Annotated in this window: 26 protein-coding genes; 13 read left to right on the plus strand and 13 right to left on the minus strand. The window is 69.1% G+C overall.

The features are described 5' to 3' along the window. Nucleotides 1-82: 82 nt before the first annotated feature. Genes BLV57_RS33895 through BLV57_RS33905 form a run of 3 tightly spaced genes read right to left on the minus strand, consistent with a single transcriptional unit; the run spans nt 83 to nt 3111 of the window. On the minus strand, nt 83-1090 hold the full coding sequence (locus BLV57_RS33895) for an SdiA-regulated/phytase-like domain-containing protein (protein ID WP_091296232.1): 1008 nt from the start codon (nt 1088-1090) through the stop codon (nt 83-85). A 39-nt stretch (nt 1091-1129) separates the two neighbouring features. Continuing rightward, nucleotides 1130-2566, minus strand: a complete 1437-nt coding sequence (gene hflX, locus BLV57_RS33900; RefSeq protein ID WP_091296234.1) for a GTPase HflX — start codon at nt 2564-2566, stop codon at nt 1130-1132. A gap of 44 nt (nt 2567-2610) precedes the next feature. Beyond that, the gene (locus tag BLV57_RS33905) at nt 2611-3111 is read right to left on the minus strand and encodes a helix-turn-helix domain-containing protein (RefSeq protein WP_091296235.1); all 501 of its coding nucleotides are present in this window, start codon (nt 3109-3111) and stop codon (nt 2611-2613) included. Nucleotides 3112-3170: 59 nt separating this feature from the next. Here BLV57_RS33905 and BLV57_RS33910 point away from each other — a divergent pair, with 59 nt between their 5' ends. Together BLV57_RS33910 and BLV57_RS33915 are read left to right on the plus strand one after the other, a co-directional pair. Continuing rightward, nucleotides 3171-4400 carry an MFS transporter gene (locus BLV57_RS33910; RefSeq protein WP_091296237.1) on the plus strand — a complete coding sequence of 410 codons (1230 nt, stop codon included), beginning with the start codon at nt 3171-3173 and terminating at the stop codon, nt 4398-4400. A 5-nt stretch (nt 4401-4405) separates the two neighbouring features. Further along, nucleotides 4406-5635 (plus strand): MFS transporter, encoded by a 1230-nt coding sequence (locus BLV57_RS33915; RefSeq protein WP_091296238.1) that lies wholly within the window; start codon nt 4406-4408, stop codon nt 5633-5635. Here the strand turns inward: BLV57_RS33915 and dapF are convergent. Genes dapF through BLV57_RS33930 form a run of 3 tightly spaced genes read right to left on the minus strand, consistent with a single transcriptional unit; the run spans nt 5625 to nt 8042 of the window. Beyond that, nucleotides 5625-6443 carry a diaminopimelate epimerase gene (gene dapF / locus BLV57_RS33920; RefSeq protein ID WP_091296240.1) on the minus strand — a complete coding sequence of 273 codons (819 nt, stop codon included), beginning with the start codon at nt 6441-6443 and terminating at the stop codon, nt 5625-5627. The two genes, BLV57_RS33915 and dapF, sit on opposite strands and share 11 nt — an antisense overlap. A gap of 10 nt (nt 6444-6453) precedes the next feature. Continuing rightward, nucleotides 6454-7356 carry a tRNA (adenosine(37)-N6)-dimethylallyltransferase MiaA gene (gene miaA, locus BLV57_RS33925; RefSeq protein ID WP_176968932.1) on the minus strand — a complete coding sequence of 301 codons (903 nt, stop codon included), beginning with the start codon at nt 7354-7356 and terminating at the stop codon, nt 6454-6456. Beyond that, nucleotides 7353-8042, minus strand: a complete 690-nt coding sequence (locus BLV57_RS33930) for a class III extradiol dioxygenase subunit B-like domain-containing protein (RefSeq protein ID WP_091296241.1) — start codon at nt 8040-8042, stop codon at nt 7353-7355. The genes miaA and BLV57_RS33930 overlap by 4 nt, the downstream gene beginning before the upstream one ends. 209 nt (nt 8043-8251) lie before the next feature. Between BLV57_RS33930 and BLV57_RS33935 the strand changes: the two genes are divergently transcribed. Both BLV57_RS33935 and BLV57_RS33940 read left to right on the plus strand, forming a co-directional pair. After that, nucleotides 8252-9565: a DUF349 domain-containing protein gene (locus BLV57_RS33935; protein ID WP_091296243.1), complete on the plus strand. Its 1314-nt coding sequence runs from the start codon at nt 8252-8254 to the stop codon at nt 9563-9565. A gap of 463 nt (nt 9566-10028) precedes the next feature. Beyond that, a complete protein-coding gene (locus BLV57_RS33940) occupies nt 10029-10487 on the plus strand; it encodes a hypothetical protein (protein WP_091296245.1) in 459 nt (152 codons plus the stop codon). Nucleotides 10488-10509: 22 nt separating this feature from the next. On the opposite strand, the gene BLV57_RS33945 is transcribed toward BLV57_RS33940, so the two are convergent. Next, nucleotides 10510-10959, minus strand: coding sequence for an Rv2732c family membrane protein (locus BLV57_RS33945; RefSeq protein WP_091296800.1), 450 nt, complete (start codon nt 10957-10959; stop codon nt 10510-10512). A 5-nt stretch (nt 10960-10964) separates the two neighbouring features. Next, nucleotides 10965-12446 (minus strand): tRNA (N6-isopentenyl adenosine(37)-C2)-methylthiotransferase MiaB, encoded by a 1482-nt coding sequence (gene miaB / locus BLV57_RS33950; RefSeq protein ID WP_091296246.1) that lies wholly within the window; start codon nt 12444-12446, stop codon nt 10965-10967. A 48-nt stretch (nt 12447-12494) separates the two neighbouring features. Between miaB and BLV57_RS33955 the strand changes: the two genes are divergently transcribed. Further along, nucleotides 12495-13406, plus strand: coding sequence for a TAXI family TRAP transporter solute-binding subunit (locus tag BLV57_RS33955; protein ID WP_245757629.1), 912 nt, complete (start codon nt 12495-12497; stop codon nt 13404-13406). On the opposite strand, the gene BLV57_RS33960 is transcribed toward BLV57_RS33955, so the two are convergent. Both BLV57_RS33960 and BLV57_RS33965 read right to left on the minus strand, forming a co-directional pair. Further along, nucleotides 13378-14790, minus strand: coding sequence for a sensor histidine kinase (locus tag BLV57_RS33960; protein WP_091296248.1), 1413 nt, complete (start codon nt 14788-14790; stop codon nt 13378-13380). The genes BLV57_RS33955 and BLV57_RS33960 overlap by 29 nt on opposite strands. A 4-nt stretch (nt 14791-14794) precedes the next feature. Next, complete coding sequence (locus tag BLV57_RS33965) at nt 14795-15478, minus strand: response regulator transcription factor (RefSeq protein WP_091296251.1); 684 nt, start codon at nt 15476-15478, stop codon at nt 14795-14797. 293 nt (nt 15479-15771) lie between these two features. Between BLV57_RS33965 and BLV57_RS33970 the strand changes: the two genes are divergently transcribed. The 5 genes from BLV57_RS33970 to BLV57_RS33990 all read left to right on the plus strand — a co-directional run bounded on the left by BLV57_RS33970 (nt 15772) and on the right by BLV57_RS33990 (nt 19653). Beyond that, on the plus strand, nt 15772-16500 hold the full coding sequence (locus tag BLV57_RS33970; protein WP_176968942.1) for an amino acid ABC transporter ATP-binding protein: 729 nt from the start codon (nt 15772-15774) through the stop codon (nt 16498-16500). A gap of 52 nt (nt 16501-16552) precedes the next feature. Then, nucleotides 16553-17467: a glutamate ABC transporter substrate-binding protein gene (locus BLV57_RS33975; RefSeq protein ID WP_091296256.1), complete on the plus strand. Its 915-nt coding sequence runs from the start codon at nt 16553-16555 to the stop codon at nt 17465-17467. An 85-nt stretch (nt 17468-17552) separates the two neighbouring features. After that, the gene (locus tag BLV57_RS33980) at nt 17553-18200 is read left to right on the plus strand and encodes an amino acid ABC transporter permease (protein ID WP_091296258.1); all 648 of its coding nucleotides are present in this window, start codon (nt 17553-17555) and stop codon (nt 18198-18200) included. Then, on the plus strand, nt 18197-19075 hold the full coding sequence (locus BLV57_RS33985; RefSeq protein ID WP_091296261.1) for an amino acid ABC transporter permease: 879 nt from the start codon (nt 18197-18199) through the stop codon (nt 19073-19075). The genes BLV57_RS33980 and BLV57_RS33985 overlap by 4 nt, the downstream gene beginning before the upstream one ends. Before the next feature lie 128 nt (nt 19076-19203). Then, complete coding sequence (locus tag BLV57_RS33990) at nt 19204-19653, plus strand: class I SAM-dependent methyltransferase (protein ID WP_091296263.1); 450 nt, start codon at nt 19204-19206, stop codon at nt 19651-19653. Between the two features lie 38 nt (nt 19654-19691). Here the strand turns inward: BLV57_RS33990 and BLV57_RS33995 are convergent, their stop codons facing one another. Further along, a complete protein-coding gene (locus tag BLV57_RS33995) occupies nt 19692-20243 on the minus strand; it encodes an HD domain-containing protein (RefSeq protein WP_091296266.1) in 552 nt (183 codons plus the stop codon). Between the two features lie 8 nt (nt 20244-20251). Further along, complete coding sequence (locus tag BLV57_RS34000; protein ID WP_091296269.1) at nt 20252-20608, minus strand: MerR family transcriptional regulator; 357 nt, start codon at nt 20606-20608, stop codon at nt 20252-20254. 49 nt (nt 20609-20657) lie between these two features. Between BLV57_RS34000 and BLV57_RS34005 the strand changes: the two genes are divergently transcribed. Continuing rightward, nucleotides 20658-21080, plus strand: coding sequence for a PPOX class F420-dependent oxidoreductase (locus BLV57_RS34005; RefSeq protein WP_091296272.1), 423 nt, complete (start codon nt 20658-20660; stop codon nt 21078-21080). On the opposite strand, the gene BLV57_RS34010 is transcribed toward BLV57_RS34005, so the two are convergent. Continuing rightward, nucleotides 21073-22014 (minus strand): helix-turn-helix transcriptional regulator, encoded by a 942-nt coding sequence (locus tag BLV57_RS34010; protein ID WP_091296275.1) that lies wholly within the window; start codon nt 22012-22014, stop codon nt 21073-21075. The two genes, BLV57_RS34005 and BLV57_RS34010, sit on opposite strands and share 8 nt — an antisense overlap. 62 nt (nt 22015-22076) lie before the next feature. Between BLV57_RS34010 and BLV57_RS34015 the strand changes: the two genes are divergently transcribed. Beyond that, nucleotides 22077-23105, plus strand: a complete 1029-nt coding sequence (locus BLV57_RS34015; protein ID WP_091296279.1) for an epoxide hydrolase family protein — start codon at nt 22077-22079, stop codon at nt 23103-23105. Then, entirely contained in the window at nt 23102-24175 is a 1074-nt protein-coding gene (locus BLV57_RS34020) for a winged helix DNA-binding domain-containing protein (protein WP_091296283.1), read from the plus strand. The genes BLV57_RS34015 and BLV57_RS34020 overlap by 4 nt, the downstream gene beginning before the upstream one ends. Nucleotides 24176-24213 lie beyond the last annotated feature (38 nt).

Genomic DNA, 24213 nt, shown 5'->3' on the forward strand with positions numbered 1-24213 from the left:
CCTCGCTCACGACGTGGCCACGGGAGGCCAGGGTCGTGAGTGTTTTGACCGGTTAGAACCGGCCGTACCACTCACGTGCCCTTCAAGACCTGCGGCGGCGGAGCTTGCTCACGCCGAAAACCCCACCGGCGGCAACGGCCACCGCGATGGCGATCGCAGGCCCCACAGGCACTCCCGACGAGTCCGGCGAGCCCGAAGCCGAGGACGACTCCCCCGCAGGGGATGAAGCCGAAGACGGCGTAACGAGCCCAGCCGCTCCGGCCACAGCGCGGATCGGTTCGCCGACACCTTCGCTGCCCGAAAGCAAAGTCCCGTCAGGCTCGAAAGCGATCGCCTCGCCTTGCTTTTCGTTCGGCAGCGGCACCCGAACCGGCTGCCGTTTCAACGCGGCGACGACATCGCCGTCCGGCGCCGAGTAGAGATACGCGTCCGTGTAGGTGCGCACGGCGATCACCGTGCCGTCCACAGTGGACGCGGCGCCCGTGACCAGCACCGACCCGAAAGACCCGACCGGGCTCCCCGGCGTGTCGGTCGCCTGGATCTTCAGGGACCCGACCTTCTCCAGCGGAGTCGGCCCAGGGCTTTGCAGCTCCCCCGAAGGCCGGTAGATCTTGGCCTCACCGAGGATGTCCTTGGTGATCAGATAAGGCACGCCCTTCTTGTCCAGCAGCAACGCCTCGGTGTCGTGCTGACCGTCCGGGTAGCTGAGCCGGTAGAGCGTGCTCTTGCCCGCGGGCGTCACCGCGTGCAGCGCGACGGTCTCGCGGGCTTTCTTGTTGTCGCCGGTGTCGGACAGCCATAGCGTGCCGTCGGACGCGCGGGCCAGGTCCTCGACGTCGAAGGGATCGGTCGGGTTGCTGATCACCTTCTTGACCGCGCAGTCCCGGCCGAGCACGAACACCTGGATCTTGGTGCCGCCGTCGTTGATCGCGTACCACTGCTTGCCGTCCGACACGAGCCCCGAGAGCTCGTTGAGCCGGGAATCCTTGACCGTGCAGACGGTCTCGGGCGCCGGCACGTCGGCGGCGAGCGCCGGGACGGCGGTGAGCAGCAGCAATCCGGCGCACACCGGAATCCTCAGTACCTTCATCGTGAGACCAAGGTACCGAGGATCCGGCGTGGAGCGCTGCTAGGCGCGTGAGCCGTCGGTCACGAACTGCTGCAACGCGGCGGCGAGCTCGGGGCGGACCCTCGCGCGCAGCCTGGTGCCGTCGGGCAGGTGCTCCTCTTCGAGGATCTCCCCGTCGGCGTGGGTCTTCGAGACGAGCTCACCCCGCGCGTACGGGATGACCACCTCGACGACGACCTCGGGCCGGGGCAGCCGGTCCGTGATCGTCTCGACCAGCTCCCGCACACCGGTGCCGGTGCGCGCGGAGATCTGGATCGAACCCGGCATGACGTGGCGCAGCCTGGCGAGCGCGAGCTCGTCGGCGGCGTCCGCCTTGTTGATCACCAGCAGTTCCGGCGGGAGCGGGTCGGTGCGGCGGCGGGTGATCTCGTTGAGCACCTCGCGGACCGCGTTGACCTGGTCCTCCGGGGCCGGGTCGGAACCGTCGACGACGTGGACGAGCAGGTCCGCGTTGGCGGCCTCCTCGAGCGTCGAGCGGAACGCGTCGACCAGCTGGTGCGGCAGGTGCCGCACGAAACCGACGGTGTCGGTCAGCGTGTACGTCCGGCCGTCCGCCGTCGCCGCGCGGCGCGTCGTCGGGTCCAGGGTGGCGAACAGCGCGTCCTCCACCAGGACACCGGCGCCGGTCAGCGCGTTGAGCAGGCTGGACTTGCCCGCGTTGGTGTAGCCGACGATGGCCACGCTGGGCACCTCGTTGGCGACGCGGCGCCCGCGCTTGGTCTCGCGGATGGTGTCCATCGCGGCGATCTCGCGCCGCAGCTTCGACACCCGCTTGTTGATGCGCCTGCGGTCGGTCTCCAGCTTCGTCTCACCGGGACCACGCAGACCCACCCCACCGTTGCCGCCACTACCCTGGCGGGACAGTGCCGCACCCCAGCCGCGCAGTCGCGGGATGAGGTACTGCAGCTGCGCCAGTTCGACCTGGGCCTTGCCTTCCTTCGACCGTGCGTGCTGCGCGAAGATGTCCAGGATCAGGGCGGTCCTGTCGATCACCTTGACCTTGACCTTCTCCTCCAGCTGACGCAGCTGGCTTGGGGAAAGCTCACCGTCGCAGATCACCGTGTCGGCGCCGGTCGCCACCACGATGTCCCTGAGTTCGCGTACCTTGCCCGACCCGATGTAGGTCGCCGGGTCGGGACGCATGCGGCGCTGCACGAGGCCCTCCAGCACCTCGGAGCCCGCGGTTTCGGCCAGGCGCGCCAGTTCGGCGAGCGAAGCCTCGGATTGGGCGGGGGTCCCCTCGGTCCACACACCGACCAGCACGACGCGCTCCAGGCGCAGTTGCCGGTATTCGACCTCGGTGACATCCGCGAGTTCGGTGGACAACCCCGCGACGCGGCGGAGCGAGGCGCGATCCTCTAGCTCCAGTTCGCCGATGGAGGGGTCTCCGTCGAGCATGTCTGTGTTGGTCAGCTCATCGTGTGTCAGTTCTGTCATCGTCCTTCAATTGTCCCACGATTCGTCGCGGGTGCCGAATCGATTTACTTGGCCGGGTAAGTCGCGATGTAGACGGCCACGGGTTCGGCGTCCTCGTCCGGGGGCCGCTCGCGGAACTCTTCGGCCAGTTCCGTCATCCGCCTCATCAGCTCTTCTTGCTGGGCTTTTCCGAGCAGGAGCACGCCCGCGGCCTGGTCGACGTCCGCGATATCGAGCTCGGCGATCTCGGCCAGGTAAGCCTCGAGCATCGCCTCGCCGACTTGGCTCCGGCCGGCGTTCGACAGGTCACGGAAAAGCCCTGTCGACAGGTACGGGATCTCTTTGGCGCCACGCGCGCCCCTGCGTGGCGGCTGCGGCTCGAGGAAACCCGTGTCGACGAGCTTGCGCACGTGATGCAGCGTGGTCGCCGGATCTTTGCCGAGCCGGTCGGCGAGTTCCTTGTTGGTCAGCGCCTCCGAAAGGGTCAACCGGATGATGCGCAGGCGTATTCCGGACGCCAGCGCGTGTGCCTCCGCCGCCGTCGACGGCCGCCGCTCCTTCACCACGTGACTGAGCCTAGCGCCGAGTGATTGACAGTTTCCAATCACTCGGCCAGGCTGGGCGTATGTCCTTGCTCCGGCACGCCGACTTCCGCAGGCTGTGGGCCGGCGACACGCTCAGCCAGTTCGGCCAGAAGATCGGCGAGACGGCGATCCCGCTGCTCGCGGCCACGGTGCTCGCCGCGACCCCGTTCCAGATGGGCGTGCTGACCGCGGCCGAGACCGCCGCGTTCCTGGTCATCGGCCTGCCGGCCGGTGTGTGGGTGGACCGGTGGCGCCGCCGTCCGGTCATGCTGCGTGCCGACTTCGTGCGCGCCGCGCTGCTGATCTCGGTGCCGATCGCCTGGTGGGCAGGGGTGCTCACGCTCGGCCAGCTGGTCGTGGTCGCGCTGCTCACCGGCGTTTGCACGGTGTTCTTCGACCTCGCCTATCAGTCCTACCTGCCGTCACTGGTCGGCCGTGAGCACCTGCTCGAAGGCAACTCCAAGCTGCAGTCCAGCTTGTCGGTGGCGCAGGTCGCCGGGCCGGGCCTGGGCGGCACGCTCGTCCAGCTGGCCGGCGCGGCGAACGCGGTGCTCACCACCGGGATCGGCTTTCTCTGCTCGGCGCTGTGCCTGGTCCGCATCAAGACCGTGGAGCCCGAACCGGTACGCCACGATGACCCAAAACTGTGGCCGCGGATCACCGAGGGGCTGCGGTTCGTCTTCGGCAATCCCCTGCTGCGGCCGATCACCTGCGCGACCGGCACGGCGAACCTCGGCAACCTGATGCTCGGCGCGGTGACCGTGCTGTTCCTGACCCGCGAGGTCGGGCTTTCCCCGGCGGCCGTCGGCGCGCTGCTGGCGGTCTCCGGGGTCGGCTCCGTCGCGGGTGCGCTCACCGCGCGGTGGTGCATCGCGCGGATCGGGCAGGTGCGCTCGATCTGGCTGGTCTCGCTGGTCAGCCTGCCCGGTCAGCTGCTGCCGTTCGCCGCGCCGGGCTGGCGGCTCGGGCTCGCGGCGTTCGGGCTGCTGCTGTTCGGGTACGGCGTGGTCGTCTACAACGTGGCGCAGCTCAGCTTCCGCCAGTCGATCTGCCCGGACGGGATGCTGGGCCGGATGAACGCCAGCATCCGGTTCCTCGTCTACGGGATCCAGCCGATCGGCGGGCTGCTGGGTGGCCTGCTCGGCGAGCTGATCGGCGTCCGGGGCGCGCTCGTCGCCGGCGCGGCCGTGCAGGCGTCGGCGGTGCTCTGGCTGCTCGTCTCGCCTATTCGAAAACTGCGTGACGTTCCGGAGCTTGTTAAGCCAAGCTGACGATCATGTCTTTGATACGGCACGCCGACTTCCGCAGGCTCTGGGCGGGCGACACGATCAGCCAGCTCGGCCAGCAGGTCGGTGTGACCGTCCTGCCGCTGCTGGCGGTGACCGCGCTCGCCGCGACGCCGTTCGAGATGGGTCTGCTCACCGCGGCCGAACAGGCGGCTTTCCTCGTGCTCGGCCTGCCGGCGGGAGTGTGGGTCGACCGGCTGCGACGGCGTCCGGTGATGCTGGCCGCGGATTTCGCGCGAGCGGCGCTGCTGCTGTCGGTCCCGGTCGCGTGGTGGCTGGGCGTGCTGACGCTCACCCAGCTGATCGTGGTCGCGCTGCTGGCGGGCGCGGGCACGTTGTTCTTCGACGTCGCGTACCAGTCGTACCTGCCGTCGCTGATCAGCCGCGAGCACCTGCTCGAAGGCAACTCCAAGCTGCAGGCGAGCATGTCGGTGGCGCAGGTGGCCGGGCCGGGGCTCGGCGGTGTGCTGATCCAGCTGGTGAGCGCGGCCAACGCGGTTTTGGCCACCGGGCTCGGATTCCTGGGCTCGGCACTGTGCCTGCTGCGGATCCGTACCGCCGAACCAGCGCCCGCGCCGCACGAGAAGGCCAAGCTGCGCGTCCAGATCACCGAAGGACTGCGGTTCGTCTTCCGCGAGCGGAACCTGCGCGCCATCACGATCTCGACCGCGACCGGCAGTGTCGGCAACGGGATCTTCCTCGCGGTGATGATGATCTTCTTCAGCCGCACGCTCGGGCTGCCCGCCGCGGGGATCGGCCTGGTGCTGGCGATCGGCTCGGCGTTCGGGGTGCTCGGCGCGGTCACCGCCGGCTTCGTGAACCGGCGCGTCGGCCGGGTGCGGGCGATCTGGCTGGTTCCCCTGTGCACCTGGCCGTGCGGGATGCTCGCCGCGCTGGCGATGCCGGGCTGGCGGATCGCCTTCGCGGCCGCCGGGTACGGGATCTTTTCCTACGGCCTGGTCGTCTTCAACGTCGCGAATGTCAGCTACCGCCAGGCCGTCTGCCCCGACCGGTTGCTCGGCCGCATGACGGCGAGCATCCGGTTCGTCGTGTGGGGCATGTACCCGATCGGCGGGCTCATCGGCGGTGCGCTGGGTGAGGTGGTCGGAATCCGCGAGACCGTCATCGTGGGCACCGCGCTCTCAGGGGCGAGCGTGCTCTGGATGGTCTTCTCGCCGCTTCGCAAGCTGCGAGACATGCCAGAACCGGCTACGCGTTAGCCCACCACTTCTCGTCCAGCTCGCCACGGGCGACGATCTCGGCGGGGCCGGTCAGCGTCGAAGCGCCCTTCGAGATGGTCACCTGGACGACGCCGCCGGGGATCTCGACGGTCGCCGCGCCGGTGTCGGTGCCCGCGTTGTGCAGATGCGCGGCGACGGCCGCGACCGTGCCGGTGCCACAGGCCCGTGTCTCGCCGACGCCGCGCTCGTGCACGCGCATCTTGAGCACGTCGCCGCCGAGCGGGTTGATGAACTCGAGGTTCACGCCATCGGGGAAGAAGTCCTGGTCGAAGTCCGGCTGGTCACGCAGGTCGAGCGTGTCGACGTCGTCGTCGACCACGGACACCAGGTGCGGGTTGCCGACGTTCACCGCGACCCCGGAGAACGGCCTGCCCGCGACCATGGTCACCGAGGCGCCGATGATCGTCGCCGGTCCCATTTGGACGGTGACGCTGCGGTCCGGATGCACCTGCACCGGCCGGTCACCGGCACGGGTCCCGACGATGAAGTCGCCCGTCACCAGGCCTTCGTCGACCAGGTAGCGCGCGAAGACGCGGACGCCGTTGCCGCACATCTCGGCGATCGAGCCGTCGGCGTTGCGGTAGTCCATGAACCATTCGCCCTCGGAGCTCACTCCGAGTGCCTTCGACCGCACCACGCGCAGGACACCGTCCGCGCCAAGGCCGCGCTGCCGGTCACACAGCGCTGCCACCCTGGCCTCGGTCAGGTCCAGGCGGCCGTCGGGGTCGGGGAGCAGCACGAAGTCGTTCTGTGTGCCGTGCCCCTTGAGGAATGCGATGCCGCCCATGGCCGCAAGATTACTTGCCTGCCAATGTCAACACGCTGTCGGCCAGGTGACGATCGGCACCGCCGAACCAGTGGATCCGCTTGTCGCGGCGGAACCAGGAACGTTGCTTGCGGACGAACCTGCGGGTGGCGAGCGCGGTCGCCTGCGCGGCCGCTTCGTAGTCACCGTCCGTGTCCATCGCCGTAAGCACCTGCTGATAGCCCAGCGCACGTGACGCGGTCTTGCCTTCGCGCAGGCCACGCTCGGCGAGCATGCGGGTCTCGTCGACGAGCCCGGCCGCGAACATCCGCTCGACACGCAGGTCGACGCGCTCGTCGAGTTCGGCGACGGCACGGTCGACGCCGATCATGAGCGTGTCGTAGCGCGCCGGGCCGGGCTTGGGCAGGTTCGCCGAGAACGGCTCGCCGGTGATCTCGATGACCTCGAGCGCGCGCACGATCCGGCGGATGTTGCCGGGCAGGATCGCCTCGGCCGCGGCCGGATCGGCCTGGGCGAGCCTCGCGTAGAGCGCCGGGGTACCGGTTTCTTCGGCCTCGGCTTCGAGGCGCGCGCGGATCGCCGGGTCGGTGCCGGGGAACTTGAGGTCGTCGAGCACGGCTTGGACATAGAGGCCGGAACCGCCTGCCAGCACTGGGACCCGGCCGGCGTCGAGCAGCTTCTCGACGCACGCGCGAGCCTCGCGCTGATACGCGGCGACGGACGCGGTCTCGGTCACGTCGAGCACGTCGAGCAGGTGATGCGGGACGCCGCGGCGCTCGTCGAGCGTCATCTTGGCGGTGCCGATGTCCATGTCGCGGTAGAGCTGCATGGCGTCGGCGTTGATCACCTCGCCGCCGAGCGCGAGCGCGAGGTCGACGGCGAGATCGGACTTGCCGGTGGCCGTCGGGCCGACCACCGCGATCGGCCGGATCACCCGCGCTCCCAGACCGCGACGTGGTAGCCGACGCCGTGCGGGGCGCCGGTGTAGAGCAGCTCCGCGCGCCAGGAGGCGCCGTCGGCGAGCCCGGCGAGCACCTGCCAGGGCACGCGGCCGCCCACGCCGAGTTCGGCGCACAGTCCGGGGTCCAGCGCTCGTAAGGCTTCCAGGTCCGCCTTGCCGAGCGCCGCGGCGACCGCCTCGTCGAAACCGGGAGCGCGCTCGTCTTCGTTGCCGGGTGACCGTGGCCCGTGCCGGTTCGAGCCGTCGCCGAGCACGAGCAGGCCGACGTCTTCGCCGTCGAGCCGCCCGCCGAGCCCGGCGCAGCGATCCGGGGTGGCGTCGGCGTCCACGATGCGGACGTCGACGGACTCGGCGCCCGCCTGCCCGCGAAGCCAGCCCGCGATGAGGGCGGGCAAAGGAAGTTCACCCGCCGGAGTGGAAGCGCCGTCGCCCGCCAAAGTGACCCTGACGTCGGCGCCATAACCGCGAAACGAGCCGGCGCTGGCGGCTGGCACGGTTCGCTCGACAGGGCCCGCGGCGACGGCCAGCCAGCGTCCGCCCAGCGTGCGCACGGCGGACAGGCAGGCTTCGCGCAGCTGAGCGGTCTCCGGGGCGGCGCCCGCGGCGAGTTCGGGGACGAGCAACGGTGGCTGAGGCACCGTCACCACTTGCGTGATCACGCCGTGCGACGTTACCTCCCCTTCTGGGAGTGGCCACCGCGGACGCTCCGTCACCAGTAGGATCACGTGCTCTAGGTAAAGCGTTCCAGTACCACTGCGGACCGTGAGCTGCTTGAATGCGGCAGAGGTTCGCATACCCGCACTACCCGGCCCCACGCCACCCGTGGGGCGCCCGCCCCGGCGGGCGTACAGGCGATAAGGAGCCTGCGATGGCCCAGGAGAACACGTCCACCGGTACCCCGGCACCGCACCCCGTGCCGCACGCAGTGAGCAGCGGCCACGCCGCTCCCCCGGTGCCGCAAGCCGAGACCCATCCGGACCGGTGGGGCAGGGTGGACGAAGAGGGCACCGTCTACGTCAAGACCGCGGACGGTGAGCGCGCTGTCGGTGTCTGGCAGGCGGGATCCCCTGACGAAGGACTCATCCACTACGCACGCCGTTTCGACGACCTGCGCACCGAGGTCGAGCTGCTGGAAACCCGGCTCGAGTCCGGCGCGGGCGACCCGAAGCACGCGCTGCAGAGCGCCACGCAGATGCGCGAGGGTCTCGCCGAAGCCGCCGTGGTCGGTGACCTGGCCGCGCTGGGCGCGCGGATCGACCACGTCATCGGGCATGCGGAGAAGGCGCTCGCCAGCGCCAAGGCCGAGCGTGAGGAGGCCCGCTCCGCGGCGATCAGCCGCAAGCAGGTCCTCGCCGAAGAGGCCGAGAAGATCGCGGCCGAGTCGACCCAGTGGAAGTCCGCCGGCGACCGGCTGCGCTCGATCCTCGACGAGTGGAAGGCCGTCAAGGGCGTCGACCGCAAGACCGACGACGAGCTGTGGAAGCGGTTCTCCAAGGCCCGCGAGGCGTTCAACCGCCGCCGCGGCTCGCACTTCGCCGAGCTGGACAAGCAGCGCGCGACGGCCAAGCAGCGCAAGGAAGAGCTGATCGCCGAGGCCGAGAAGATCGCCGACTCCGACGACTGGGGCGACACCGCCGGCCGGTACAAGGAGCTCATGGGCGAGTGGAAGGCCGCGGGCCGGGCGCCCAAGGACTCCGACGAGGCGCTGTGGCAGCGTTTCCGCGCCGCACAGGACAAGTTCTTCGCACGCCGCTCCGCGGTGTTCTCCGAGCGTGACGCCGAGTTCGGCGAGAACGCGGCGAAGAAGGAGGCGCTGCTCGTCGAGGCCGAGAAGATCGACCCCGCCGCCAACCTCGATGCCGCCAAGAACCACCTGCGGCGCATCCAGGACCAGTGGGACGAGATCGGCAAGGTCCCGCGCGAGCGCATCCGCGAGCTCGACGGGCGTCTCAAGGCCGTCCAGGACAAGATCAAGGACGCCGAAGAGACCAAGTGGCGCCGCACCGACCCCGAGGCCGAGGCCCGCGTCGCGCAGTTCCGCGAGCGCATCGCGCACTTCGAGTCGCAGGCGGCCAAGGCGCGCGCGGCGGGCAAGGAACGCGACGCCAAGAAGGCCGACGAGCAGGCCGCGCAGTGGCGTGAATGGCTCGCCGCCGCAGAAGCCGCTGTGGCGGACCGGTAGTTTCCCCTGCTCAGGGCTCGTGAGTGTTGCGGCCGGTTAGAACCGGCTAAAACACTCACGAGCCCTTTTGCTTGGCCCCCGGCTTGTATGAAGGGAGCCTTCATACAGCCCGGGTTGTATGAAGGCTCCCTTCATCACGCGTAGGTGGATGAAGGCTCCCCTCATACAAGCCGATCTGGATGAAGGCTCCCCTCATCACGCATAGGTGGATGAAGGCTCCCTTCATACGCGCCGGGTTGGATGAAGGGAGCCTTCATACAGGGAGAGCGTGGACAAGGGAGCGCTCGCGGAAGGCCTGGGCGAGCGCTGGGCGGCGGTCGACTCGCAGGTCAGGGGTCGTGAGTGTTGCGGCCGGTTAGAACCGGCCGGAACACTCACGACTCCTTTCAGGTGGATAACGGGACGTCACCTGGTCGAGGGTTAGCGATCACTCAGGACGATCTTGGGTGGTCCACTGTGGACCATGAACCACACACTGATTTCACACGCAGGCCGCGCTTTCGCGGCGCTGGCTATCAGCTGCGCTCTGGTGGCCGGGTTCACGCCCGCCGCGTCGGCGATCGGTTCCCCGGCTACCGCCTCTTCGGTCGCCAACGGCAAGAAGAAGGTGAACGTCGGCCTCGACCTCTCCAAGAACAAGGCCAAGGCCAATGAGGAGGTCAAGCTCCATGGCAAGCTCGATGTGCTCGAAGGCGGCCTGCTCAGCGACGAAGCGGTGTCGTCCGGCTCGGAGACGCTGATCCTGCAGACGCAGACCAGCGCGGGCCTGTGGGTCGATTACGGCAGCTACTACTGCAAGCCCAAGGGCACGTTCTCGCTGAGCTTGAGCTTCAGCGCGACCGTCTCGCTGCGGCTCTACCACCCCGAAACCACGCTCTACCTGAGCGCGTACTCGAACATTTCCCTGCTGACGATCCTCTGACCGGCGCCGCCTGGCCCCGCGCTCAGGTGCGGGACCAGGCCGCCCGCATCCACTGGATGCCGAGCAGCATGGTGGCCAGCCAGGCGACGATCATGCCGATGCCCGGCCCGGTGCCGATCGCGTTGGCCGCGACCGAGGACTGCTGCGACCAGATCGCCAGTATCCCGTCGACGAAGGCGAACCAGCCGCCGACCGCGCACACCCACGCCATCCACCAGCGGCGCAGCGCCAATGTCAGCGCGGACGCGAAGACGCCGACACCGGTCGAGGTCGCGGCGAACAGCTGCGGGATGCCACCGCCCTGGCCGGTCAGCACCTGCCAGCCGACGTGGTCGCCGACCCACGGCAGCAGCTGGCCGATGATCAGCACGAACACCAGCACCGCGATGGTGAACCCGCGCTTGCCGAGATCGATCGTGCGCGCGGCCTTCTCGACGACGCTGTCCACGTCGGCGGCGAGCTGTTCGTCCATGTCGTTCACAGTGAGCACCCACCGGTCGTAGCGGGCAACGGCGCGGGCGCGCCGAAGGAGGGCAGGCCGAGGCCGACGCCATCGGTCTTGGGACGCAGTCCGGCCTCGGCGTTGTCACCCGCGCGGGTGCGCCGGTGCGAGAGCAGGTCGCCGTCGGCCACCAGATGGTGCGGCGCGCCGTAGGTCACCACGGTCTCGACGATGTCGCCGGGCCGCACCGACCGGTCGATCATCGGCCCGGTCGGGGTGAAGTGCACGAGCCTGCCGTCGCGGGCGCGGCCGCTCATGCGCTGGGTTTCGGCGTCCTTGCGGCCTTCGCCGGTCGCGACGAGCAGTTCGACCTTGCGGCCGACGATCTTCTTGTTCTCGTCCCACGCGACGTCGTTGACCAGCTTCACGAGCCGCTCGTAGCGCTCCTGCACCACGGCCTTCGGCAGCTGGTCCGGCATCGTGGCGGCGGGCGTGCCGGGGCGCTGCGAGTACTGGAACGTGAACGCGCTGGAGAACCGCGCCTCCGCGACGACGTCCATGGTCGCCTGGAAGTCCTCCTCGGTCTCACCGGGGAAGCCGACGATGATGTCGGTGGTGATCGCGGCGTCCGGCATCGACTCGCGCACCCGGTCCAGGATGCCGAGGTACTTCGCCGAGCGGTACGACCGCTTCATCTCGCGCAGCAGCCGGTCCGAACCGGACTGCAGCGGCATGTGCAGCTGGGGGCAGACATTCGGCGTCTCGGCCATCGCGTCGATGACGTCCTCGGTGAACGCGGCCGGGTGCGGCGAGGTGAACCGGACGCGCTCCAGGCCCTCGATATCGCCGCAGGCACGCAGCAGCTTGCCGAACGCGAGCCGGTCCCCGAACTCGACGCCGTAGGAGTTGACGTTCTGCCCGAGCAGCGTCACCTCCAGCACGCCCTCGTCAACCAGCGCCTGCACCTCGGCCAGCACATCACCGGGACGGCGGTCCTTTTCCTTGCCGCGCAACGCGGGCACGATGCAGAACGTGCAGGTGTTGTTGCACCCCACCGAAATCGACACCCAGCCCGCGTACGCCGACTCGCGCCGCGCCGGCAGCGTCGACGGGAACGTCTCCAGCGACTCGAGGATCTCGACCTGCGCCTCGTCGTTGTGCCTGGCGCGCTCCAGCAGCGTCGGCAGCGAGCCGAGGTTGTGCGTGCCGAACACGACGTCCACCCACGGCGCCCGCTTGACGATCTCGCCGCGGTCCTTCTGCGCGAGGCAGCCGCCGACGGCGATCTGCATGCCGGGGTTCGCGATCTTGTCCGGCCGGATGTGGCCGAGCGTGCCGTACAGCTTGTTGTCGGCGTTCTCCCTGACCGCGCAGGTGTTGAACACGATCAGGTCAGGGGTGCCCTCATCCTCGGCCGGGACGTAACCGGCACCCTCGAGCTGGCCCGCGAGCCGCTCCGAGTCGTGCACGTTCATCTGGCAGCCGAAGGTACGGATCTGGTAAGTGCGCGCGCTCATCTCGCGTTCGAGAGTACGCGGTTGACCTGGTCTGGCACGATCGGGCCCGTGACTGTGACCCGCCGGATCAGCCTCCTCACACTGACCTTGGTGCTGCTCGCGGGCTGTACGCCGGACTTGTCCGGAGAGCACGTGACGATCGCGGGCGGTGTCGACGGCGGGGTCTACTCCAAGCTCGCGCATTCGCTGTCCGGGGTGTGGGCGCGTGGCCTCGGGCTGGCCGAGGCGCCCAAGGTACTGACGAGCAAGGGCTCACCGGACAACCTCGACAAGCTCGCGAGCCACGAGGCCGACGTCGCCTTCAGCGCGGCCGATGTGACGACCGGGCGCGCCGGGCTGCAGGCGCTGGCGCGGGTCTACGACGACTACCTGCACGTGGTCGTGCTGCGGAACTCCACGATCAACCAGCTCACCGACCTCAAGGACCGCAGGCTGGCGATCGGGCTGCCGGACTCCGGCGTCGCGCACATCGCGCAGGTGCTGCTCGACCGGATCGGCATCACGCCGAAGGAGAAGAAGTCACTCAGCCTCGAACCCGCGCTCAAGGAGCTCAAAGACGGCACGGTCGACGTGGTGTTCTGGTCGGGCGGGCTGCCGACCGACGCGATCACGCAGGCCAGCCAGTCGACGCAGCTGCGGCTGCTCGACATCGGCTCGGCCATGGACCAGATGCGCATCGCGAACCCGGTGTACCGGCGGGCGACCATCCCGGCGTCGGCGTACCCGCTGATCGGCGGGAACCCGGTGACCACGCTGGTCGTGCCGAACTACCTGGTGGTGCGCACGGACATGAGCGCGGACCTGGCGCACGCGCTGGTCTCGACGCTGTACGACTCGGTCGGCGAGCTGGGCATGGTGAGCGCGGCCGCGGAGTCCATCGACGTGCATCCCGGTATCGAGACGATGCCGCTGGACCTACATCCGGGCGCGCTCAGGTACTACCGCGATCGGAAGCCCTGACCGGCAGCGTCACGATCACACGCAGGCCGCCGCCGTCCGGCAGCTCCAGGCGCACGCGGCCGTCCGCGAGCGTGGCGATCTCGCTGACGATCGCGAGGCCCAGCCCGGAGCCAGGCACGTTCTGATGCGACTGGCTGCGCCAGAACCGGTCGGTGGCACGTTCGAGCTCCTCGGGCCGCAGCCCCGGCCCGTGGTCGCGGACCGAGAGCTCGACGCCGTCTTCGACCGCCTCGACCCCGATCTCGACCACCGAACCCGGCTCGGAGAACTTCAGCGCGTTGTCGATCAGGTTGTCGAGCACGACCTCGAGCCCGCGCGCGGGGGTGAGCACTTCGAGCCCGCCGCCGAGGCCGTGTGTCTCCAGCCCGACGCGGTCGGCCTTGGCGACCACGCGCCAGTCCGCCACCCGGTCGGCGATCGAGGTGTCGAGGTCGGCGAGCACCAGATCGCCCGCGGATGCCTCGGCCCTCGCCATCGACAGCAGCCCGTCGAGGATCTGGTTGAGCCGGTCGGCGTCGGCGACCGCGGCTTCGAGCTCCTCGTCGGCCGCCGGGTCGACGTGCCCGTCGAGGTTGCCGAGCCGCAGCTTGAGCGCGGTCAGCGGGTTGCGGAGCTGATGCGACGCGTCCGCGACGAACGCGCGCTGGGCGAGCAGCGCCTCGCCGACGCTCGCGGCCATCCGGTCGAAGGAGCTGCCGAGCTTGCGCAGCTCCGGCGGCCCGCTGGCGGCGCCGACCAGTTCCACGTCGCGCCCACTGACCACGGCGGCGACCAGCGACTCGGTCGCCTCGTCCAGCCTGCGCACCGGGCGCAGGATCCAGCGCACCACCGGCAGCGCGACCAGCAGCGCCAGGCTGAACGCCAGCACCGCGCCCGCGGCGATCAGCGTCCAGTAGACGACCAGCAGCGTGCGCGCCTTGCCCGTGTCCGACACGGTCACGACCGCGCCACGCACCTCGCCGTCGATCAGGATCGGCTCGGCGAGCACCAGCGGGCTGCCGTCCCACGGCATCAGCACCGCGCCGGGCTCGGGACGCCTGCCCGCCAGCGCGGTGTTGATGCTGCTGGTGATGCTCGGCCCGAGCCTGCCGAACGGGGTGCCGTCGCTGCTGGCGAACGAGGCCAGCTGCCGGTCCTTGTTGATCACGGCGATCGAGACGCCGTAGACCTCGCTGTAGCGGCGCAGCTGGCCGTCGAGCTCGTCGGTGCGGGCGTCCACGATGGGCCGCTGCGCGACCGAGGCGAACCGCGAGGTGTCGGTGAGCCGGTCGAGGAACAGCTCCTGCTGCACCCGGCCCGCGACGGCGAGCGCCAGCGGGACGCCGAGGCCGAACACCAGCAGCGCGACCAGTGACAGCACGATCGCCTGCAGTCTCAGGCGCATCGGATCACTCCCGTTCCGGCTGGCCGGCCAGCCGGTAGCCCACCCCGCGGACGGTCTCGATCATCGCGGGACGGCCGAGCTTGGTGCGCAGCGTCGCGATGTGGACGTCGAGCGAGCGGCTCTCCGCCGGCCCGCTGCGGCCCCAGACCTCGACGAGCACGTGCTCGCGGGTGCACACCGCGCCGCGGGCGGCGACGACCAGGGTCAGCACCTGGAACTCCTTGCGGGACAAGGGAACCACGGCGCCACCGACGCGCACCTCATGCCGGTCGAGGTCGACGTGCACGTCGTCGATGCGCACCACGCCGGTCGGCGCGGGCGACACGACGCCGCCGTCGCCGCGCCTGCGGCGGACCGCGTGCACGCGGGCGACGAGCTCCTCGACGTTGTACGGCTTGACCAGATAGTCGTCGGCGCCGGCGCGCAGGCCGAGGATCCGGTCCTCCACTTCGCCGCGCGCGGAGACCACGATGACCGCGACGTCGCTGACCGCGCGGATCTGGCGGCACAGCACGATCCCGTCGACGTCGGGCAGGCCGAGGTCGAGCAGGACCACGTCGACCTCATGCACCCGATCGAGCACCCCGGCGCCCGAGGCCAGCCTGCGGATCACCAGTCCCCGGCGGACGAGCGCGGGCGTGAGGGCTCCGGCGACACGGTCGTCGTCCTCTACGAGCAATACCCGCAAGCCTTGTTCCCCTCCCTGAGGCCGCCCGAGCGGGCGAACCGGTGACGGACCGTGACCGATCCAGATTACACCGGGTGTGACCCCGGTAACGTCGTCCGTTTCGCCGGACTAGGGTGATCAGTGGTGATGAGGGGGAACGATACGGACTTGAAACCCTAAGTGTGGGTCAAGCGGGCTTTACATCGAGTTCGGCGGGAGTAGGTTTCCGCCATCGCGTGCTCGCTCTCGTGGACAACCTAAGAACCAGCAAGGCTCGTGGAGGCCAGATGACCGCCGCGCCGACGGCGCCGCCGATGATCAGGGCAGACGCCGTGAACAAGTACTTCGGCGACCTGCATGTACTCAAGGAGATCAACCTCGAGGTGCCCCAGGGGCAGGTGGTGGTCGTGCTCGGGCCCTCCGGCTCGGGCAAGTCGACACTGTGCCGGGCGATCAACCGCCTGGAGCCGATCAACTCGGGCGAGATCGCCGTGGACGGCAAGCCGCTGCCCGCCGAGGGCAAGGCACTCGCGGCGCTGCGCGCCGACGTCGGCATGGTGTTCCAGTCGTTCAACCTGTTCGCGCACAAGACGATCGTCGAGAACGTGATGCTCGCGCCGGTCAAGGTGCGCAAGACCGCGCAGGCCGACGCCCGCAAGACGGCGATGGAGCTGCTCGAGCGGGTCGGCATCGCCAACCAGGCCGACAAGTACCCGGCCCAGCTCTCCGGCGGGCAGCAGCAGCGCGTGGCGATCGCCCGCGCGCTGGCCATGCGCCCGAAGGTGATGCTGTTCGACGAGCCGACCTCCGCGCTGGACCCCGAGATGGTCCAGGAGGTGCTGGACGTCATGACCAGCCTCGCCAAGGACGGCATGACGATGCTGGTGGTCACGCACGAGATGGGCTTCGCCCGCCGTGCCGCCGACCGGGTCATCTTCATGGCCGACGGCGAGATCGTCGAAGACACCACGCCCGACGAGTTCTTCACCAAGCCGAAGTCGGACCGCGCCAAGGACTTCCTCGGCAAGATCCTGACCCACTGAGCGTGGTACCGCGGCGCACGCCGCACCGTCGAAACAAACAGGAGAGATTCACATGAGGATCCGCACCCTCGCGGTGGGACTGCTCGTCGGCGGTCTTGCGCTGACCGCCTGTGGCAAGGAAGGCACGCCGACCGACAAGCCCGCCGAGGGCCAGTCCGGCAACGCCGCCACGCTGCCGGAGTACGTGGTCGCGCAGAACGTGGACGTCGCGGGCTCCGCGGCCTTCGCCAAGGCCAAGGGCGCCAAGAAGATCACCATCGGCGTCAAGGACGACCAGCCCGGCCTCGGCAAGAAGGACGCGACGACCGGTCAGTACTCCGGTTTCGACATCGAGATCGCGCGCCTGGTCGCCGCCAGCCTCGGCTTCGGCAAGGACCAGATCGAGTACAAGGCCATCCCGTCGGCCAACCGCGAGCAGGCCATCACCAACGGTGACGTCGCCTACTACACCGGCACGTACACGATCAACGACAAGCGCAAGGCGCAGATCTCCTTCGCGGGCCCGTACTTCCAGGCAGGCCAGGACCTGCTGATCCGCGCGGACGACACGTCGATCACCGGCAAGGACACCCTCAAGGGCAAGAAGGTCTGCTCGGTGACCGGCTCGACGCCGATCCAGCGCGTGCGTGAGCAGAAGCTGACCGAGGACAACAACATCGTCGAGTTCCAGGGCTACTCGCAGTGTGTCGACAAGCTGCTGACCAAGGACGTCGACGCGGTCACCACCGATGACGCGATCCTCAAGGGCTTCGCCTCGCAGCAGCCGAAGGAGCTGAAGGTCATCGGCCAGCCGTTCTCCAAGGAGCCGTACGGCATCGGGCTCGGCCACGACGACAAGGCGCTGCGCGACAAGATCAACGACACCCTGCAGAAGGCGCTGGACGACGGCACCTGGCAGAAGATCTACGACGCCACGCTCGGCAAGTCGGGCTCGCCCGCGACCAAGCCGACCCTCGAGAAGTACTGACCGTCACGTCGCGGCCGGTGGATGAACGCTGTCCACCGGCCGCGGTCGTATCCACCTCTCCCGAGAAGGAAGCAGCGGGGGCTCGATGAACGTCCTGCTCGACAATCTGGACCTCTTCGGTCCTTTCTTCCTCACCACGATCAAACTGTTCTTGCTCGCCGCGATCGGCAGCCTGATCTTCGGCACCTTCCTGGCGATGCTGCGGGTGAGCCCGGTGCCGGTGTTCCGCGCGTTCGGCACCGCCTACGTGACCATCGTCCGCAACACCCCGCTGACGCTGGTCTTCCTCTTCATGGTCTTCGCCTTCCCGCTGCTGAAGGTCGTCAAGCTGGACTACTTCCCCGCCGCGGTGGTCGCGCTGACCGTGTACACCTCCGCGTTCATCTGCGAGGTGGTCCGCTCCGGGATCAACACCGTGCCGGTCGGCCAGGCCGAGGCGGCCCGCGCGCTCGGGCTGACCTTCACCCAGATCCTGGGCCAGATCGTGCTGCCGCAGGCGCTGCGGTCGGTGGTCCCGCCGCTGATCAGCACCCTGATCGCGTTGCTGAAGAACACCACGATCGCGGCCGGGTTCTCGGTCGCCGAAGCGGGCGCGATCCGGCAGTACCTGTCCGAACGCGGTGAGAACCAGCTGGTCGGGCTGCTCTGGGTGGCGCTCGGCTTCATCATCCTGGTTTCCGTGCTGTCGCTCGTCCAGCGCAGCCTGGAGAAGCGCTGGAGCGTGGCCCGATGAGCAACGTCCTGTTCGACATCCCGGGCCCGAAGGCGCGCCTGCGCTACCGGGCGTTCGCGGTGATCGGCGTCGTGGCCGTGGTCGCGCTGATCGCGTTCGTCGTCTACCGCTTCTACGACAGCGGCCAGTTCGCCCCGAGCAAGTGGGAATGGCTCGAGTACGCGCAGGTTCAGGAAGACCTGCTGAGCGCGACCTGGTTCACGCTCAAGGCGTTCGGCGCCGGCGCGGTGCTGGCCCTGATCTTCGGCGCGATCTTCGCGGCCGGCCGGCTTTCGGACCACGCGTGGCTGCGCGGCATCGCGGGCGTGGTGGTGGAGTTCTTCCGCGCGATCCCGCTGCTGGTCCTGATGTTCCTGTTCTACTACGGCCTGCCGATCGCGGGGGTCCAGACGACCCCGTTCCTCGCCGTGGTGCTGGGCCTGATGCTGTACAACGGCTCGGTGCTCGCGGAGATCTTCCGCGCGGGCATCCAGTCGCTGCCGCGCGGGCAGGCCGAAGCGGCGTACGCGCTGGGCATGCGCAAGACACGCGTGATGATCTCGGTGCTGCTGCCGCAGGCGATCAGGGCGATGCTGCCGACGATCATCAGCCAGCTGGTGGTGCTGCTGAAGGACACCGCGCTCGGCTTCCTGATCACGTATCAGGAGCTGTTGTACTACGCCAAGTTCATCGGCTCGCAGGGCGATTTCGCCAGGCCGATCGTGCCGTCGACGCTCGTGGTCGGCGCGATCTACGTGGTGATGTGCCTGCTGCTGACGGCGCTGGCGAACTACCTGGAGAAGCGCAACCGCCGCAACAAGAAGGTCATCAAGACGACCGGCGACAAAGCCAAGGAGATCGCCTTGGTCGCCGACGCCGGTGGCGGCGGAGTCTGAGTTTCGGTCCCAACGGCATGAACGCCACTTTCATTACGCTGAACGTAATGAAAGTGGCGTTCATGCGTATCCAGGGATGAGCCGCTTGGCCCTGTCGGAGGTAGCACGGGTCGGCTAGCGTCCGGCTCATGGCGGGCAGGGAGCGAGTCGGACAAGACTCCATCCTGACCGCGCTGCCCGGCCTGTCCGGTAAATCCGTGCTGGTCGTCGGCTGCGGCGACGGTCACTACCCCCGGCTGTTCCGCCGGGCGGGCGCTTCGCGGGTCATGGGTGTGGACGGCTCGCAGGAGCTGATCGCCATCGCCCAGCGCGCCGAAGAACGGGATCCGCTGGGCATCTCGTACGAGGTCCATGCGACGGCCCGGCTGCCGCGGATGGGCGTCTTCGACTTCGTCACGGTCGCTTGGCCTGCCGGGTCATCCGATATCGACGCGATAGTCGCGCGCCTTTCGCCGAATCTGAAACCCGGTGCGCGGCTGGTCATTCTGTCGCCGCTTCCCGAACTCGAAGCCGCTTTCGCGCGGGCGGGCTATCGCGTCCTCGAGTCCGATCAGGATTTATTGGTATTGGGGTTGTGAGCGTTGCGGGCGGTTAGAACCGCCCGCAACGCTCACGACTAACGCCGCCACGTCATCGGGGAAAGGTCGACAGCGACCTCGGCGACCCGGCGCCCGGTTTCGGTGCTGATGCCGTTGAGCGCGGAGTTGATCCATTCCTGAACCCGCGCGACGCCGATGTCCCGATATTCGACCGCCTGCAACAACATTTCGAGCTTGTCGGCGTCACGGGCGCAGCGGGACTCCGGGGTCTCGGCCGCTTCGTACTCCGCCACGGCGTCGCGGACCGAGTTCTTGGCGCGCTCGGGGAGAGCGGCGGTCTGGTCGGCCGTGATCTGCCGTGGGTCCGGCTTGGTCAGATACGGCCTCGCGGTGTGCGGGAGGTCGCCGGTGCGTGTCTCCTGCGTGTCGTGCCAGAGCGCGAGGTACGCGGCCCGTGCGGGGTCGGCGCCCTCCTCGGCCGCCAGCAGCCCGGCCAGCTGTGCGACGCGCATGCTGTGCTCGGCCACCGACTCGGGATCGCGGACCCCGGCCTGCCACCATCCCGCCCGCCGGATCCGTTTCAGGATCCCGAGTTCATAGCCGAAAGCCGCCAACGCCTCGTCGGACACGTCTCTCCTCAGGGTCGGTTTTCCGTGGCGGCGATGTACGCGCGCAGTGCTTCGCGGGACCGGGTGAGCGTGTCGATCTGCTCGTCCATCCCCTTGAGACGGGTGCGCAGCACGTCGAGCAGCTCGGCGCAGGGCTCGAGGTCGGGTGCCGCGCCGGTGACGCAGGGCTGCAGGTAGCCGATGTCCTGGGTCGACAGCCCGGCGTCGAGCAGCTTCCTGATCTGGATCACGGTCAGCACGGCGTCGTCGGAGTACTCGCGGTAGCCGCTGAAACCGCGAGCGGGTTCGAGCAGGCCCTGGGCCTCGTAATACCGCAGCTGGTGGGTCCGGACGCCGGTGCGTCTGCTCAGCTCCCCGATCAGCACGCGCTTCCCCCTTGACCTTCACACCGGTATGAACCTTCAAGATTCTGCCATGTCCTTCGATCCACACGCGCTGCTCGCCGAGAGCAGGCTCGGTGTACTGGCGACGATCAAGCGCGATGGCCGCCCCCAGCTTTCTCCTGTGCTGCCGTTCTACGACAAGGAGAACGGCGTCATCCATGTGTCGATGCGCGACGGGCTGGTCAAGACCATCAACCTGCGTCGCGACCCGCGCGCCACGCTCGAGGTGACCAGTGCGGACGGCGGGTCGTGGGCGACCGCCGAAGGCACCGCGACGCTCGTCGGTCCCGGCACCGACCCGCACGGACCCGAGGTCGAGGCCCTGGTCGACTATTACCGCACCGCCGCGGGCGAGCATCCGGACTGGGACGAGTACCGGTCGGCGATGGTGACCGACCGCCGCGTGCTCATGACCATGACCGTCGAGCACGTCTACGGCGCCAAGGTCAACTGAGCGCGGCCAGGCATCGGTCCGCTTGGGCACGCAGCGCGGCGGCGAATTCCGGCGGGCCGGTCACCAGTGTGAAGCCGACGTTGACCGAGGTGATCATCCAGACCAGGTCGGCCGGCGTCTCGGCGCCGACGTGGAAGAGGCAGCTTCGCGCGTCGACCGCCTCGACGACGCCCATGCCCGGCCAGACCCGCTCGACCAGGGCTTCCGCGGACTCGTGGAGCCGCACGGTCGCCTGGTAGCCCCAGGTCTTCGCCGAAAGCTGGTGTGAGACGTAGGTGGCGGCGTCGCCTTCCGGCGGCTCGCGGGGCGGGAAGCGGGGGCCGGTCGGGGTGCGCGGGACGAGGCGGTCGACGCGGAAGGTGCGCCAGTCTTCGCGTTCGGTGTCCCAGGCGACGAGGTACCAGTGCCTGCCGTAGTTGACCAGGCTGTGCGGCTCGGTCGTGCGGACCGAAACACCGGTGCGCGGGCTGGTGTAGTCGAAGCGCAGCCGCTCACGGCGGCGGCAGGCGTCGGCGATCGCCATCAGCGTGTCCGGATCGACTGGCGGGCCCGAAGCGCCGATGCGGACGGTGGCCGTCTGGAGTGTGTTGACGCGGTGGCGCAGGCGGGGCGGCAGCACCTGCTCCAACTTCGCCAGCGCGCGCACCGCGGTCTCCTCGATACCGGTGACCGAGGTCGAGGTGCGCAGGCTGACCGCGACGGCGATCGCCTCGTCGTCGTCGAGCAGCAGCGGCGGGAGCGACGCGCCCGCTCCCAGCTGGTAACCCGCGGTGCCCTGGGTGGCGTGGACCGGGTAGCCGAGCTCGCGCAGCCGGTCGACGTCGCGGCGGACCGTGCGCGTGGTGACGCCGAGGCGGTCGGCGAGATCGGCGCCGGACCAGTCGCGGTGGGTCTGCAGCAGCGAGAGGAGCTTGAGCAACCTGGCTGACGACATGGCTCAAGATTGCCACAGACTTAGGACCGATTCTGACCTAAGTGCCTCCTAGCGTTGCGGACATGGAGAACTTCCGCATCGACATCCCGCAGGCCAGGCTCGACGACCTCACCGCCAGGCTGGCGAACACCCGCTGGCCCGACGAGCTTCCGGACGTCGGCTGGAGCCACGGCATCCCGGTCTCGTCCGTGCGACGGCTCGCCGAGCACTGGCGGACCGGCTACGACTGGCGGGCCTGGGAACGCAAGCTCAACGCGCACCCGCAGTTCGTCACCGAGATCGACGGGCAGCGCGTGCATTTCCTGCACATCCGCTCGGCGGACGAGGACGCGTTGCCGTTGCTGCTGTTGCACGGCTGGCCTGCGTCCTTTGTGGAGTTCCTCGACATCATCGAGCCGCTGTCGCGGGACTTCCACCTCGTCATCCCGTCCTACCCCGGCTTCGCCTTCTCCGGGCCGACGAAGCGGGCGGGGCAAGGCAGCATCGAGAGCTACGCCGACGTGATCGCGGCGCTGATGTCCGAGCTCGGCTACCAGCGGTACGGCGTGGCGGGTGGTGACGTCGGGTCGTTCGTCGGGCCGCGGCTGGGACGGATCGACACCGAGCACGTGGCCGGGGTATACGTCACCGGGCTGATCACGCTGACCGACGAGGTGGTGGCCGGCTTCCGCGACGTCGGCGGCTACGCGGCGATCCAGTCGACCAGGCCGCAGGCACTGGCCTTCGGCATGCACGACTCCCCCGCCGCGCTACTGGCGTGGATCGCCGACATCTTCCACCTCTTCGCGAAAGAGCCGATCGACGAGGACCACCTCCTCACCAACGTGATGCTCTACTGGCTCACCGGGACGTTCGCCTCGTCGACGCGCCTCTACCGCGAGTCCTCGGTCTGGGGCGCGGAGTTCGCCGACTCGGGGGTGCCGACCGCGTGCGCGGTGTTCCCCGGCGACCACACCGACCGCGAGACAGCGGAACGGCAGAACACCATGGTGCACTGGTCGGAGTTCGATCGCGGCGGCCACTTCGCCGCGATGGAGGCGCCGGACCTGCTGGCCGGCGACATCCGCGAGTTCTTCGGAAAGCTGCGATGACCAGGATCGGCACCCGGACGCTCAACCGGACGACGCTCGAGCGGCAGCTGCTGCTCGAGCGCGCCGGCCTGTCCATAGTGGACGCGGCCGAGCGGCTGCTCGGCCTCAACGCGCAGGGCCCGAACCTGCCCTACCTCGCGCTGTGGAACCGGCTGCGAGAGTTCGAGATCAAGGACCTCACCGCGGCCATCGAGGACGGCACGCTGGTCCGCTCGACGCTGATGCGCGCCACCCAGCATCTGCTGTCGGTCCCGGACTTCCGCCTCATCCGCCCGGCTGTGGCTCCCCTGCTGGTCCGCGTGCAGCGCAACGCCTGGGGCAAGGCCACCACCGGCATCGACCTCGACGCGCTGGTCGCCGACGCCAGGCGCCTGCTCGCCGACGGCCCGTTGACCAGGCCTCAGCTCGGGAAGCGGCTCGCCGAAAGCCGGCCGGGCGCCGACCCGACAGCGCTCGGCTGGACCGTGCAGTACCTGGAGCCGCTCGTGCATCCCGCGCCGAGCGGCACCTGGAACGTCCACGGCGCGACGCCGTTCGCCAGTGCGGAGTGGACCGGCGTCACCGGGAAGGCTGACCTGCCCGAGATGATCCGGCGGTATCTCGCGGCGTTCGGCCCGGCGAGTGTCTCGGACGCCAGGGCCTGGTCGGGCGTCGGCGGGCTGAAGGAGATCTTCGAAGAGATGCGGCCGGAGCTGCGGACGTACACCGACGAGAACGGCCGGGAGCTGTTCGATCTGCCGGATGCCACTTTGGCGTCAGAGGAGCTTCCGGCGCCCGTGCGGCTGGTCCCCGACTTCGACGCGCCGCTGCTGGCGTTCGCGGACCGGACGCGAGTGATGACCGACGAGGTGCGCAAAGCGGTCTGCATCGGCGCTTCGGTCGCGGCGACGGTGCTGGTCGACGGGACGGTCGCGGCGAAGTGGTCGACCAAGAAGACCAAGGATGCGGTCGAGCTGACAGTGGAACCGTTGCGCAAACTGTCCACAGTGGAGCGTGCGGCCATCGAGGAGGAGGCCGGGCGCCTACTGGAATTCACGGACCCAGGAGCGGTGGTGAAGGTCGGGATTTAGCGGGCTTTATCCCGGGAAAAGCGCCCGGGATAAAGCCC

Origin of the sequence: Amycolatopsis xylanica (assembly GCF_900107045.1) — a bacterium.
Classification (GTDB): domain Bacteria; phylum Actinomycetota; class Actinomycetes; order Mycobacteriales; family Pseudonocardiaceae; genus Amycolatopsis; species Amycolatopsis xylanica.

What these genes read in the sequence shown, in the direction of transcription:
- BLV57_RS33895 (WP_091296232.1), bottom strand. Translation starts at nt 1,090, where the DNA reads ATGAAGGTACTGAGGATTCCGGTGTGCGCCGGATTGCTGCTGCTCACC.
- hflX (WP_091296234.1), bottom strand. Translation starts at nt 2,566, where the DNA reads ATGACAGAACTGACACACGATGAGCTGACCAACACAGACATGCTCGAC.
- BLV57_RS33910 (WP_091296237.1), top strand. Translation starts at nt 3,171, where the DNA reads ATGTCCTTGCTCCGGCACGCCGACTTCCGCAGGCTGTGGGCCGGCGAC.
- BLV57_RS33915 (WP_091296238.1), top strand. Translation starts at nt 4,406, where the DNA reads ATGTCTTTGATACGGCACGCCGACTTCCGCAGGCTCTGGGCGGGCGAC.
- dapF (WP_091296240.1), bottom strand. Translation starts at nt 6,443, where the DNA reads ATGGGCGGCATCGCATTCCTCAAGGGGCACGGCACACAGAACGACTTC.
- BLV57_RS33935 (WP_091296243.1), top strand. Translation starts at nt 8,252, where the DNA reads ATGGCCCAGGAGAACACGTCCACCGGTACCCCGGCACCGCACCCCGTG.
- BLV57_RS33940 (WP_091296245.1), top strand. Translation starts at nt 10,029, where the DNA reads ATGAACCACACACTGATTTCACACGCAGGCCGCGCTTTCGCGGCGCTG.
- BLV57_RS33945 (WP_091296800.1), bottom strand. Translation starts at nt 10,959, where the DNA reads ATGGACGAACAGCTCGCCGCCGACGTGGACAGCGTCGTCGAGAAGGCC.
- miaB (WP_091296246.1), bottom strand. Translation starts at nt 12,446, where the DNA reads ATGAGCGCGCGCACTTACCAGATCCGTACCTTCGGCTGCCAGATGAAC.
- BLV57_RS33960 (WP_091296248.1), bottom strand. Translation starts at nt 14,790, where the DNA reads ATGCGCCTGAGACTGCAGGCGATCGTGCTGTCACTGGTCGCGCTGCTG.
- BLV57_RS33970 (WP_176968942.1), top strand. Translation starts at nt 15,772, where the DNA reads ATGATCAGGGCAGACGCCGTGAACAAGTACTTCGGCGACCTGCATGTA.
- BLV57_RS33975 (WP_091296256.1), top strand. Translation starts at nt 16,553, where the DNA reads ATGAGGATCCGCACCCTCGCGGTGGGACTGCTCGTCGGCGGTCTTGCG.
- BLV57_RS33980 (WP_091296258.1), top strand. Translation starts at nt 17,553, where the DNA reads ATGAACGTCCTGCTCGACAATCTGGACCTCTTCGGTCCTTTCTTCCTC.
- BLV57_RS33985 (WP_091296261.1), top strand. Translation starts at nt 18,197, where the DNA reads ATGAGCAACGTCCTGTTCGACATCCCGGGCCCGAAGGCGCGCCTGCGC.
- BLV57_RS33990 (WP_091296263.1), top strand. Translation starts at nt 19,204, where the DNA reads ATGGCGGGCAGGGAGCGAGTCGGACAAGACTCCATCCTGACCGCGCTG.
- BLV57_RS34005 (WP_091296272.1), top strand. Translation starts at nt 20,658, where the DNA reads ATGTCCTTCGATCCACACGCGCTGCTCGCCGAGAGCAGGCTCGGTGTA.
- BLV57_RS34010 (WP_091296275.1), bottom strand. Translation starts at nt 22,014, where the DNA reads ATGTCGTCAGCCAGGTTGCTCAAGCTCCTCTCGCTGCTGCAGACCCAC.
- BLV57_RS34015 (WP_091296279.1), top strand. Translation starts at nt 22,077, where the DNA reads ATGGAGAACTTCCGCATCGACATCCCGCAGGCCAGGCTCGACGACCTC.
- BLV57_RS34020 (WP_091296283.1), top strand. Translation starts at nt 23,102, where the DNA reads ATGACCAGGATCGGCACCCGGACGCTCAACCGGACGACGCTCGAGCGG.